Annotated in this window: 13 protein-coding genes and 1 pseudogene; 6 read left to right on the top strand and 8 right to left on the bottom strand. The window is 60.5% G+C overall.

The annotated features are described in order from the left end of the window. Window positions 1-81 precede the first annotated feature (81 nt). The 4 genes from FJT57_RS15830 to FJT57_RS15815 all read left to right on the top strand — a co-directional run bounded on the left by FJT57_RS15830 (window position 82) and on the right by FJT57_RS15815 (window position 2,541). Window positions 82-450, top strand: coding sequence for a DUF7568 family protein (locus tag FJT57_RS15830; RefSeq protein WP_144906816.1), 369 nt, complete (start codon window positions 82-84; stop codon window positions 448-450). Between the two features lie 133 nt (window positions 451-583). Next, on the top strand, window positions 584-739 hold the full coding sequence (locus FJT57_RS15825) for a DUF2080 family transposase-associated protein (RefSeq protein WP_144906815.1): 156 nt from the start codon (window positions 584-586) through the stop codon (window positions 737-739). Further along, window positions 736-2,013, top strand: coding sequence for an RNA-guided endonuclease InsQ/TnpB family protein (locus FJT57_RS15820; RefSeq protein ID WP_144906813.1), 1,278 nt, complete (start codon window positions 736-738; stop codon window positions 2,011-2,013). Before FJT57_RS15825 ends, FJT57_RS15820 begins: the two co-directional genes overlap by 4 nt. Window positions 2,014-2,145: 132 nt before the next feature. Continuing rightward, on the top strand, window positions 2,146-2,541 hold the full coding sequence (locus FJT57_RS15815) for a DUF7567 family protein (RefSeq protein ID WP_144906811.1): 396 nt from the start codon (window positions 2,146-2,148) through the stop codon (window positions 2,539-2,541). Window positions 2,542-2,584: 43 nt separating this feature from the next. Here the strand turns inward: FJT57_RS15815 and FJT57_RS15810 are convergent, their stop codons facing one another. The 7 genes from FJT57_RS15810 to FJT57_RS15780 all read right to left on the bottom strand — a co-directional run bounded on the left by FJT57_RS15810 (window position 2,585) and on the right by FJT57_RS15780 (window position 8,790). After that, entirely contained in the window at window positions 2,585-2,803 is a 219-nt protein-coding gene (locus FJT57_RS15810) for a hypothetical protein (RefSeq protein WP_144049561.1), read from the bottom strand. Window positions 2,804-3,008: 205 nt separating this feature from the next. After that, on the bottom strand, window positions 3,009-3,212 hold the full coding sequence (locus FJT57_RS15805; RefSeq protein WP_144906809.1) for a hypothetical protein: 204 nt from the start codon (window positions 3,210-3,212) through the stop codon (window positions 3,009-3,011). Beyond that, on the bottom strand, window positions 3,209-4,759 hold the full coding sequence (locus FJT57_RS15800; protein ID WP_144906807.1) for a TrkH family potassium uptake protein: 1,551 nt from the start codon (window positions 4,757-4,759) through the stop codon (window positions 3,209-3,211). Before FJT57_RS15800 ends, FJT57_RS15805 begins: the two co-directional genes overlap by 4 nt. A gap of 60 nt (window positions 4,760-4,819) precedes the next feature. Beyond that, on the bottom strand, window positions 4,820-5,506 hold the full coding sequence (locus tag FJT57_RS15795) for a potassium channel family protein (protein WP_144906805.1): 687 nt from the start codon (window positions 5,504-5,506) through the stop codon (window positions 4,820-4,822). A gap of 5 nt (window positions 5,507-5,511) precedes the next feature. Next, window positions 5,512-7,851 carry an amino acid permease gene (locus FJT57_RS15790; RefSeq protein WP_144906802.1) on the bottom strand — a complete coding sequence of 780 codons (2,340 nt, stop codon included), beginning with the start codon at window positions 7,849-7,851 and terminating at the stop codon, window positions 5,512-5,514. 60 nt (window positions 7,852-7,911) lie between these two features. Continuing rightward, window positions 7,912-8,331, bottom strand: coding sequence for a universal stress protein (locus FJT57_RS15785; RefSeq protein WP_144906800.1), 420 nt, complete (start codon window positions 8,329-8,331; stop codon window positions 7,912-7,914). A gap of 3 nt (window positions 8,332-8,334) precedes the next feature. Continuing rightward, window positions 8,335-8,790 (bottom strand): zinc-ribbon domain-containing protein, encoded by a 456-nt coding sequence (locus FJT57_RS15780; protein ID WP_144906799.1) that lies wholly within the window; start codon window positions 8,788-8,790, stop codon window positions 8,335-8,337. Window positions 8,791-9,210: 420 nt separating this feature from the next. Between FJT57_RS15780 and FJT57_RS15775 the strand changes: the two genes are divergently transcribed. Both FJT57_RS15775 and FJT57_RS15770 read left to right on the top strand, forming a co-directional pair. Continuing rightward, a complete protein-coding gene (locus FJT57_RS15775; protein ID WP_095637910.1) occupies window positions 9,211-9,954 on the top strand; it encodes an Lrp/AsnC family transcriptional regulator in 744 nt (247 codons plus the stop codon). Window positions 9,955-10,056: 102 nt separating this feature from the next. Next, on the top strand, window positions 10,057-10,629 hold the full coding sequence (locus FJT57_RS15770) for a hypothetical protein (RefSeq protein WP_144906797.1): 573 nt from the start codon (window positions 10,057-10,059) through the stop codon (window positions 10,627-10,629). Between the two features lie 13 nt (window positions 10,630-10,642). Here FJT57_RS15770 and FJT57_RS17110 read toward each other — a convergent pair. Next, window positions 10,643-11,087 (bottom strand): annotated as a pseudogene (locus FJT57_RS17110) (restriction endonuclease); the annotation flags it as partial.

The raw sequence follows: 11,087 nt of genomic DNA, 5'->3' as shown, positions 1-11,087 counted from the left end.
CGCCACCGTGGACAGCTGGATCGACTCCTCGAAGAAAGTGAAGAGCTCTGGATCGTGCCCGCTGACGTCCACTTCTGAATAATGCCTCGCATCACCAACTGGCGACGCGAGAGCCGCTCGCCGACGCTCGCGTATCGGAACACCGAGACCGGTGCGCGAGCCGTCCTGCATCGAGCCCCGGACTCCTACCGGTACAAATGGCGTGAGGCAATCCTCGTCGACGGCTATCCGGTGTGGTCGCAGGGGTACGAGACGAAGGACGCGACGTCGTTCCGTGACGAACTCCGGGAGCGGCCGGTCCCGGACCTCAGCTGCCCGGAGTGTCCGAACAACGACGTTCGCGTCGGCGAGAAGGCAGCAGACGGGGCGAAAATCCAGCGATGGTACGACTGCCCAGACTGTGGGTACGAAGCCCCCTCACGCATCGTCTACGGGCGGAGTACGCCGTAACTCAGGGCTTGACTCCGAGAGTGAAGGCCGTACGTTCCGTTAAGGAACGGCTGTGCGTGGTTCGTACGCTTCTCACTTATATGGAGGATCAGCCACCGATCCAATTAAGTATATCCAAAGGATATACACAGGTATGGTGAATCGATTTCAAATCGACGGCGAGGAAGTTCTCGACGGCCAAGTCAAGGAGTTCGGGAACAGCGCCCACGTCACCGTCCCCAAACGCTGGCGTGGGGCTGACGTGAAAGTCGTCCGTACCTCAGAACCAACCGAACAAGACGAAGAATGACTGATTCACAGGCTCTCATCAAGACGCTGGACTTCCAGCTCGACATCCAGAGCGATAATGAGAGCCTGCTGTACGACGCCACCCTCGAAGCGAGGTCGGTATACAACCAATCTATCCGACTCGCCAAGGAAGGTGTGGATTGGGACGCCATCCCCGATCGTGTGGCCGACGACGCCAACCTCGTGAAAAACACGATACAGCGCATCGTCGCCAAAGCACTCGGTGCGATGGAGAACTACTACGAGTATGACGACTACAACAAACCCAGCCACACCAAAGACGGAACGTACCCGCTCCGGGCGAACTACGAGGAGGGGTACAACTTGTTCCTTACCGACGACGGCGACGTGGCGTTCCGGATCAGCGCGAAGCCCTACAAGCACGTCAAGGGCGTCCTCGATGGTGACGACGCTCATCTCGACATTCTCAAGACCGCACTCGAAAGCGATGCATGGACGATTGGAACGGCAGAAGCCCTGTTCCGAAACGGCAACGCCGAGCTGCACGTCAACGTAACTAGCTCCGAGGGGACCGTTCGAGACAAGGAAAATTCACGGACAGTAGTTGGCGTGGATGTCAACGAGGACAATGTGGCGCTGACTGCACTCTCCAAGGGCAGTGTCGAGGACACAGTCGTTATCGAATTTCCGGACATCAAGTTCAAGCGCCATCGCTATTTCACGATGCGGAAGCGCGTGCAGAACGCGGGGAAGGACAGCATCCACGACACGTTGGAAGGACGTGAGGAACGGTTTGTCCGCGACCGACTCCACAAAGTGAGCCGTCATATCGTCGAGTGGAGCCGGCAGTTCGAGAAGCCGTGCATCGTCTTTGAAGACCTCAAAGAGATGCGCGACGGCCTCGACTACGGATGCCGGATGAACCGACGCTTGCACCGCCTCCCGTTCCACGGGCTTCAGCACTACACGTCCTACAAGGCAGCATTCGCGGGTATTCCGACGGCTTGGATCAATCCCGAATACACGAGTCAATGCTGTCCGATGTGCGGCCATACAGAACGATCGAACCGTCACAAGAAGCGGTTCAAGTGCCAGTCCTGTTCGCATCAAGACCACGCCGACCGGAGTGCAAGCGTGAATATCGCCGTGAAAGGTATCGAAGAGCATCAAGAGTGGACTGTGCCTGCTCTCAACAGCCTTCCCACTGTGCGGACGGTGCGACGGCAGGCATCGGGGGCCGTGGACGCCCCGACCGTGACCCACGACGCCGTTCGAGGCTATCAGACCGATGGCGTCGCGGGAGTGTCCGACTAATCCACGGGAAGTCTCGAGGACTGATCTCGAGACAGTTCACGGCGCCGAACGGTGAGCGGGTGGATCCCCGCTGGCCGCTGTTTTTCGGCCGGGCACGAGGTGGTGGCCCGGGACGACCGGGTGAGTCAACAAATGAGTCTCGAAGTACTTGACCGACACAGTGAGGCACTGTTCGAGTTCCTCTGGTGTCCCGTCTGCGGGCAGGAGGTCTTCACTCACATCCCCTTCGAGGGGGTGTTCTGCAAGAACTGCAACACCCAGGTCGAACTCAAAGAATCCCGAGAGACGCGCGGGTACGAGGAGGCCGTGCTCGCCTGCTTCGATACCGACACGACCTGGAACCTCCACATCGACGAAAAACTGCGACGCGACCTGCCTGATGGGTCGGCGCGCGTGAAAATCTTCGGCGCACCGGGCGCCTACGAGGTCGACTGGTGGAGTCCGGAGCCGAGTGAGGACTGGGAGCCTGTCGAGCGCGGCGAGTTCGACGACGTCGAGGAACCCGAGGAAATCTCTCATCTGGCCTGATCTCCTCAGGGATCGAAAAGGTAGAAATACCCGAAGCACTGGGTCAGAGCCAGCTCGTCAGAAACGCAATACAGGACGGGATAAACACTCGTAGGGCGGCCCCACCGAACCCGAGCCCGATGTAGCTCATTAAGAGGACAAACTGCGACCGTTCGTTTTCAAATCCTGTGAGCAAATAGTACAGGATGAACGACGCCGTAGCCTCGACGATGAACAGGCAGACGAGCGTCCCAGTCAGCACGAATCCGGGATCGGCCGTCATCGAGAGGAAATTCTCTGGTGCCCATCGGCTCTCGACGAGGGTCAGAACACCGCCAATTACGATGTACCCTAAGAAAGGGACTGCGCTAATGAGCATCCCCCGAGTTCCCCAGATGGCACCCCAGCGGAACCATCGCTCGAGGAACCCCGCTAATCGAGCGCGCCTCGATTTCGGTGGAATCTCGGTTGACATCCCATACTGGAGATTATGTTCGAACGCCTCGATACAGCGTGTGCCCGACGAATGCGGCGATATAGGCTATCGCGACTGCCTCGGTGACGAGCGACCGCCCGAGAACGACGACCAGCCCGATGACGAGCGGCCCGGTGAGCAGTAGTGAGTCGAAAACCCGGTCGTCCGCCCCTGCCTCCAACACGGCAGACACAAAGGGGATGTCACGCGATTTCATCGGTAGACCCCTCCGCGCTTGAAGATCGTTCGGAGCATCACGAGGACCGGGATGATCTCCAGCCGGCCGATCCACATGTGGAAGAGGAAAGCGATTTTCCCGATCGTGGGCAGCGAGTCAGGACCGGTAATCCCCGACGAAAGGCCCACGTTCCCCTGGGCGCTGGCGACCTCGAAGAGGACGTTCGCGAGCGAATACTCCCCCGACGGCAGTGTGAGTAACAGGAGGAACGTCCCCAAAACGAGGAACGTACTCCAGAGGACGACGATGATCGCGGCCTCCATAAATTCGCGACTCGCCTCTTCCTCGTTGAGTCGCCGATTGTTGATTTCCAGCCGACGCACTGCACTCTCGGGGTAGAACACGTCCGCAATCTGGTGGCGAATCCCCTTCACGAGCGTCAGGCCCCGAATGAGCTTGATACCGCCCGCCGTCGATCCCGCTGCCCCGCCGACGAACATTCCGAAGGTGACCGTGAGCTGGGCGTACGACGGCCACCGGCCGAGCGCGACGTTCGTCGCGTCGACGGCCGTCTGGAAGCCGGTACAGGTGGCTGCCGAGACGAACTGAAACAGCCCGTACCGAAGGGCCGCAAACGGCGTCTCGTAGGGGCCGGCGAAGTAGAGGAACGCCCACAACAACGCCGATCCGATGCCCATATAACCGAACACCCAGCGCGTCTGGAGATCCGAGTAGAAGTTCCGGAGGTCGCCCTGGAGGATGAGGTAATGGACCGGGAACGCGATGCTCCCGAGTAGCATGATCGGAATCAATACGAAGTCAATTGCGACGCTGTCGTAGGTCGCAATCGAGTTGTCCGTAATCGAGAACCCGCCTGTCGCGAGCCCCGTCATCCCGTGGTTGATCGCCCCCCAGATTGGCATCCCTGCCAGCCACAGGGCGAGAATCGACCCGAACGTGAACAGGATGAAGATCCACCAGATCGTCCGTACTGTCGAGACGATGCTCGGGTGGATCTTCTTCGAGCGAGCCTCACTCTCGTAGAGCGTCAACGAGCCACTCCCGGGGCGTGAAAGAATCGCCGTCGTCAGGACAATCACGCCGACGCCGCCAACCCATTCGGAGAACGTCCGCCACCACTGCAGCGTCCTCGGCAGCACCTCTTCGTTGTCGGTCATCGTGAGACCCGTCCCGGTGAAGCCGCTCATACTCTCGAAGATGGCGTTCAACGGCTCGGTGAACGCCGCGAGCGTCGCCGTCTGCGCCGGCGTTGAGAATCCAGGCACGCCGAGCTGGACGCTCCACGCAATCAGGAGGAACGGCAGCGAGCCGAAGATGCCCACCGAGAACCACCCTGACGCGGCAACGATCATCCCGTGGAACCGACCGGGAGCTTCCGCCCCCTCGAATCGTCGGTAGAGCACCCACCCGATGCCGAGCGGAACGAGGGCAGAGACCAGTAGCGCCGGGAGCGCGAAGTACTCGCCCCAGACGATCGGCACGACGAGCGAGATGAGCATCAACCCACCGAGCGCTTCCAGAATGCGTCCGAGGTCCCGCCCAACGGTTGCGACAGCCCCGTTCATACGTTCCCTGTGATGACTGGTAGCTGGCTCGCGCGCTGCCAGGACGAAATCATGGACACCTCACTCCTCCCGGTCTTCATAGTGGCCAAAGATGTCCGTAATCTCCGGGTCCGCACCGACGCCGGAGTAGACAGTTAGCAGATCGCCCGCCTGAATCGTCGTTTCACCGCGCGGGGTTATCGGGTGGTCGTTTTCGTTCCGTTCGATCGCCACGACGAGCATCTCGTCGGTGAGCAGCCCCGATTGGGCAGCCTCCTTGAGTGTCTTCCCCGCGATTGGTGCCTCGTCAGTGACCGTGATCTCGAACACTTCAGCATCGTCCCCGATCCGCATATAGTCGACAATCGCCGGCCGTGCCACGGCGCGGTACAGGTACTCGGCGATGAGTTGCTGGGGATTCTGCATCGTGTTCACACCGATCTGCTCGAACAGCCCCATGTGCTCGGGATTGTGGACGACCGAGAGGATCGCGGGCACCTCGAACTCTTTCGCGAGCAGGCAGGTCATCACGTTCGTCGCGTCCTGGTCGGTCGTCGAGATGAGCGCATCAGCTTGGGCTGCCCCTGCATCGTCTAACGTGTCCTTCGACGTCGCATCGGCGTTCAGCACCAGACAGTCGAACTCGTCGGCCGCTCGATTCGCTCGGGTTTCGTCGCGTTCGATGACGACGACTTCGTTGCCGGACTTGGTCGCAATATCGATGAGTGGCGTGCCGATGTCGCCGGCGCCGATGATGATGAGGTACATATAGGTTACACCTCCAGTCGCCGCAGGAGCGCTTCACGGACCGACATCGCCGACTCCTCCGGTCCGCGAGCCATCACGACCGTCTTGTCTACTTCTTCGCCGATCGTCTCCGGGAGCGACCCGAACACAGCCTGTGAAATCGCGCCGGAGCGAGTCGCCCCAACGCAGACTGTATCGTATTCCGCCGCCGCTTCCAGAATCGTCTGTTCGGTATCCTCAGCAACTCTGATCTCGGTCTCGTAGGACATATATTGAATTCCTGCGCGTTCAGCTAGCTCCTCGATTACCGCTTCACCGCGCTCGGTGGGGGAGCCCTCATCATCAGTATCGGTTTCCGGCGACTGTACGTTGAGCAGCGTCAGCGAGGCGTCGTCGGCCGCTGCGACGAACTCCGACGCTCGCCGGGCCGCAATCGGCGCGTGTGGACCCCGTCCGGCGAGAACCATGATGTCACCCTCACCACGCTCACCTTCGGAGCCGAGTTTCACGAGCGTCGCATCACAGGGTGCGCGTCCGATGACGGGATCGATTGTGGATCCGAGGACGTGCTCTCGACGACTTCGGGTTCCTTGCCAGCCGAGGAGGACGTGATCGGCGTTCTCCTCCTCGATGACATCCAGAATGACTGAGCCAGCATTGCGACCGACGATCGCCCGCGTCTGCAGGCCGATATCGAGGTCGGCGGCGATATCGCGAGCGGAGTCCAGCAGTTCCTGCTGCCGTTCGACCCGCTCCTCTTCGAATTCGAGATCCTGCGAGAGCGACGTCTGGCGGGGAACCTCGATGACGTTCACCGCGATGACCTCGGCGTTCTCGTCTTCGTGGGCATGCGCGCTGGCCGCGGCCATCCGGAGCAAGTCTTGCTCCGTTTCCGGATTCGCAACCGGAACCACCACACGGTAGCGGTCGTCACCGTTGGCGACCGCCGTCGGTTCGGGCGCAATCGCCTCGCCGACGAGACTCTCGCTCAGGGCTCGGTCCCGCGCGTAGAGGTAGTACCAGGCGATGCCGAAGGCGACGAGTACCGTCCCGATCGCACCGACCGGTGTCGGCGTAACGGGCAGGGCGAGTTCGACCGGCCCGAACGTGACGACAGTCGGGACGAACTCAACCGACATCTGGAAGAGGACGGCCAAACACGCCAGCATCCCGACAACCGGGACGACCGGATACAGGACCGACGGAATCTGGAACGCCGGGTCGTACGCCTCCGGATTCGCCCGGCGCAACACAACGACAGTGACGTGCACGAGGGCGTACGTGACGAGGTACATGAAGCTCGCCACCTCGGCGAGCGTCCCGATCCCGACGCCGATGGCGATCAGCACGAGTGTGATGATCCCCGTCGCCGAGATGGCCCGGTAGGGCGTTCGGAAGCGTTCGTGGACTTCGTTGAGCCAGTTGACGAGAATCCGGTCTCGGCCCATCGCGAAGTTGACCCGGGCGGCCGACAGGATGCTCGCGTTCGCACTCGAGACTGTCGCGAGGACCGCACCGACGATCATCGCGAGCGCACCTATCGACCCCATGAATTCGGTTGCAACGTCGGCAACCGGGACCTCGGAGGTCGCGAGCGCGTCTATCGACAGGGTGCCCGTCGAGACGAACATCACACCGACGTACATCAGCGTCGGCGTCACTACCGACGCGATCATCGCGAGCGGGAGGTTTCGACTCGGGTTCTTGATCTCCTCGGCGCTGGTCGCGATTACCTCAAACCCGATGAACGTCACGTACACCGTCCCGATCGTCGCTGCGACCGCCGGCCATCCGTTCGGGTTGAACTCTCCGATGGTCGGGCCACTGATGAAGCCCAGCGCGAGGAACGCGACGATGAGGCCGACGAGCGTGAGGACGATGACGTTCTGCAGCGAGCCGGTCTCCTTGACTCCGTAGTAGTTGACCGCGGTCAGGAGCGCCGCCATCACGAGGGCAGCAACAGTAATTCCGAGCTGCCCCCAGCCAGCGAGGAAGCCAATGTACTGGCCGAGGCCGGGGAGGAGATACTGACCGAAGCCGATCATGTAGAACGCCGACGCGAAGGTGAGTCCGGCCCACATCCCCCAGCCGACGATACTCCCGAAGAATGGCCCGAGGGCGCGATTGACGTAGTAGTAGCTCCCGCCAGCCTTCGGCATCCCCGTCGCCAGCTCCGAGAGGGAGAGCGCGGCCAGCAACGAGACGATCCCACCGGCGAAAAACGAAATCATACTGGCCGGACCTGCTTGCTGGGCAGCGATGCTCGGGAGGACGAAAATCCCCGCTCCGATCATCGTTCCCAGGCCGATCGTGTACGCCTCGAGGAAACCGAGGTCGCGGGCGAGCTCCTGATCGGTTTCACTCATCGACAGTCACCTCCGTCGTGGCCGTCGCTCCGGGCGTGAGAACTCGTGCTGTATCGACCATCATTCGGTATCGTCCTCGTCTGGGAGTGCGATGACTGGGCGGTCAGCGTCGGTGACCAGCTTCAACGCTGTGTCTCCGGACAGGAATTTGACGATCCGGCTCCCGCCTCGGGGGCGGAAGGCAATCGCGCTGGCGTCCACATCAGCCGCGATGTCGATGATGGCGCCGACCACGTCCCGACGGTAGGCAGTTTCCGTCTCGGCTTCGGGAATGAGTTCTCGAAACGCCGCGAACGCGTCCGCTGCTCGTTGCTCGGCCTGTTCGACGGGAATCTTGTCGGGAACTCCCTCCCCTTTCTCGATGACGTGAACGACAGTTACGCGGTCATATTCGTACGCGTCAAGTGCCCGTGCGGTTTCTCGTGCATCCGCTTCGTTCGCAACCGGAACGACGAGATGCGCTGTGAGTGACTCTGGCATATCTTATTCCTCCGTGTCAGAATGGTCGACGTCGTCGCTGCCACAATGCGGGCAGGTATCGACATCATCGTCGAGCGTTCGTCCGCAGCTTTCACACCGGGTCTGCGCGTTATTGTGGACGTCCCCGAGATACGCCCAGTGGAGCGATTCCGTGCCGTCGATTTGTGGCTCCCGTCGGACGTGATAGAGGGAGGTGATCTCCGTATTCACGCCGTCATCATCCGGATCAGGTGGGTGCTTTCGGACGATGGCGTATGCACCGTGATTCTCGATGTTGAGGACCTCCCCTGCCGCGTTCGCCTCGATTTCTTCTTCGATCGGCGTTCGGAGCGCGTCGATGCGCTGCTCGACGTACGACAGGAGGGATTTCAATTCCGGGAGCTCCAGCGCGTCGATCCGCTGAATCAACGCCTCAGAGAGATCGTCCGGTGGCGTGGGCTCTCCATTCGAGTTCCCCATCGTCTTACCTCCGTCTGGGGGGAGCTGCGAAGTCATCCGGTTTGCGTGCCCATTCAGTCGAGGGATCCGACGGAAATCGTTTGAATCCGGATCTCCGACAGGGATTCCGACGGACCGTTCGCTTCCCCGAATCACTCAGCGAATTCACACTGGTTGCTGGCGCGCTGAAGGTGGTCTCTGAAGTCATATACGAAGCCATATTGCGAACCAATAAATAATCTCGGTATTAGCAAACGATGGCGTAGTATCTGCGTAGTTTGTTTTCCATTCGTTCTGTAGCGGCCTTAGAGCCTCTCCCACAGAATTTTCGTAGTTTAAGGGAAGATACAGAGGGGCGCAATAAGAACGTCCACCGAGAACTCAAACAGTCACGTAACGATAATATAAAAGAGCCTGTGGAGTCAATCGCGTCGTATAAATATGCCCGTTCAAATCGATTCAGTCGACGAGCAAATCCTGTATTATCTGTCCCAGGAGGCCCGTCACACCTCTGCCCCGGATATCGCAGAGAAAGTCGACGTCTCGGCACCGACGGTGCGAAACCGAATCCGACGCCTCGAGAAAGAAGGGGTGATTCGAGGCTACCACGCCGACATCGATTATCAAAAGGTCGGTGGGAGGCTAACCAATCACTACGTCTGTAGTACAGGGAATCGGGACCGCGAGGAGATGGCCCAGCGCGTTCTCGATATCCCAGGCGTGATCAACGTCCGAGAGATCATGTCCGGAAAAGGCGACCTCCGGATTACGGTCGTCGGGACGGATACCGATGACCTCACGCGTATTGCGCAAGGAATCACGTCACTCGGAATCGAGATCGACGACGAGGACCTAGTTCACAGAGAATACTTCCGCCCGTACGCCCCATTCGGGCCCCGTGACGAAGAAGGAGCCTCACCAGTGACCGGCGTCGCGGGGCTTGCGGGCGACGCCGATGTCGTCGAAATCATCGTGCGAGAGGAGGCTCCAATCGCCGGGAAAACGCTCCAAGAAGCGAACGAAGAGGAGCTCATCCCCTCCGATGTGCTTGTCGTCCGAATCAACCGTGACGAGGGGACCATCACCCCAACGGGAGAGACGTTGATCAAGGAGGACGATTTCGTCACGATCCATTCACGCTCAGGAGTAACTGAAGAGACACTCGAAGCCTTCACTGGCGACTAAGACAGGAGCTGAGGGTTCGCGGGCGGGCTCGATGGTTCGCGTCAGTGACTGTTTTTCTGGCGCCGGCGATGGGTGCCGGCGCACACGTGCCGGCGATGATCGATGTCGACACGGAGTCAACTCAGATTCGTCGAACGAGTGGACCAGGACGGCGAACAAACCGATAACGACCGCGTCGCGCAAGTGTATCGACATTCGGACGGCTACCCGGAGAGCGTGCTTCGCGATCTTGCGCAGTTGAAGGAACTTCTCAACGCGACCCGTGCCGAGCGAGGACCGGGGTATACGGCAGCGTCGTTCGTCTTCCTCGACAAGCTCTCGACAGTTGACCTGTATCTGGATGGTGACCCAGAGCGAACGATCGACGCAGCACAGCCAGCGGATCTCCTCGACCCGGACAATATGGAGCATCTCGACCAGCCGATGTTCCTGCTCGGACACGGCGTCGAGAATCCAGCCGACGGCATTCACGGCGACGAGGAGTACCTCTACGTCGTCGAACTCCCGACCCGGAACCCGTTCGAGGAGTCATCCGAGTGGACGGTCAAGGTGAGTGGTCATTCCGCGTTCCCCCGGTGGGATGGTCCGACCGAGGAAGCCTTCGAGCGGGCCAGTTGGCAGTTCCACGGCCCGCTTGAGCACGCGCTCGAAGAGCTGGTCGCTGAGCCGGCGTGAACGCTTAGCCCGCTCAGATGATGCCGCCGATGACGAGTAGTCCGACGACGACCAGCAGCGTCGCGACAACGCTTCCCCCGGCCAGCCACTTGTTCTCCATCGCCTTCTCGTGAAGCGGCATCGAGGCGTACTCCTCGCGGAACGCTTCGAGATTCTCCTCGTCGTAGAAGTACTTCTTCTTCAGCGAGAACCGTTCCGTCACCGCACAGCCCGTACAGACCGGTTCGCCTTCCAGCCGCTCCGTTTTGGTGTGGCTGGAGCAGGCGACGGCCCCGCAGTTTGAACAGTAGGTGTACGTCTCATCAATGCCGCTCGTGTCACAATGGACGCAGCGGTGGATGCCGTCCTCGGCTGTTACTCGTGACGGGCCTGCCGCGTAGTACTCATAGGGGTAGGTGTACTCCTGGAGGTCGGTCGTGTGCCGAACCTCGGGGAGGTACACTGGTTCGATCGATTGG

The organism is Halobellus captivus (assembly GCF_007655485.1).
GTDB lineage: Archaea > Halobacteriota > Halobacteria > Halobacteriales > Haloferacaceae > Haloquadratum > Haloquadratum captivum.
This window is presented reverse-complemented; position numbering and strand designations above follow the sequence as displayed.

What these genes read in the sequence shown, in the direction of transcription:
- FJT57_RS15830 (WP_144906816.1), top strand. Translation starts at nt 82, where the DNA reads ATGCCTCGCATCACCAACTGGCGACGCGAGAGCCGCTCGCCGACGCTC.
- FJT57_RS15825 (WP_144906815.1), top strand. Translation starts at nt 584, where the DNA reads ATGGTGAATCGATTTCAAATCGACGGCGAGGAAGTTCTCGACGGCCAA.
- FJT57_RS15820 (WP_144906813.1), top strand. Translation starts at nt 736, where the DNA reads ATGACTGATTCACAGGCTCTCATCAAGACGCTGGACTTCCAGCTCGAC.
- FJT57_RS15815 (WP_144906811.1), top strand. Translation starts at nt 2,146, where the DNA reads ATGAGTCTCGAAGTACTTGACCGACACAGTGAGGCACTGTTCGAGTTC.
- FJT57_RS15810 (WP_144049561.1), bottom strand. Translation starts at nt 2,803, where the DNA reads ATGACGGCCGATCCCGGATTCGTGCTGACTGGGACGCTCGTCTGCCTG.
- FJT57_RS15805 (WP_144906809.1), bottom strand. Translation starts at nt 3,212, where the DNA reads ATGAAATCGCGTGACATCCCCTTTGTGTCTGCCGTGTTGGAGGCAGGG.
- FJT57_RS15800 (WP_144906807.1), bottom strand. Translation starts at nt 4,759, where the DNA reads ATGAACGGGGCTGTCGCAACCGTTGGGCGGGACCTCGGACGCATTCTG.
- FJT57_RS15795 (WP_144906805.1), bottom strand. Translation starts at nt 5,506, where the DNA reads ATGTACCTCATCATCATCGGCGCCGGCGACATCGGCACGCCACTCATC.
- FJT57_RS15790 (WP_144906802.1), bottom strand. Translation starts at nt 7,851, where the DNA reads ATGAGTGAAACCGATCAGGAGCTCGCCCGCGACCTCGGTTTCCTCGAG.
- FJT57_RS15785 (WP_144906800.1), bottom strand. Translation starts at nt 8,331, where the DNA reads ATGCCAGAGTCACTCACAGCGCATCTCGTCGTTCCGGTTGCGAACGAA.
- FJT57_RS15780 (WP_144906799.1), bottom strand. Translation starts at nt 8,790, where the DNA reads ATGGGGAACTCGAATGGAGAGCCCACGCCACCGGACGATCTCTCTGAG.
- FJT57_RS15775 (WP_095637910.1), top strand. Translation starts at nt 9,211, where the DNA reads ATGCCCGTTCAAATCGATTCAGTCGACGAGCAAATCCTGTATTATCTG.
- FJT57_RS15770 (WP_144906797.1), top strand. Translation starts at nt 10,057, where the DNA reads ATGTCGACACGGAGTCAACTCAGATTCGTCGAACGAGTGGACCAGGAC.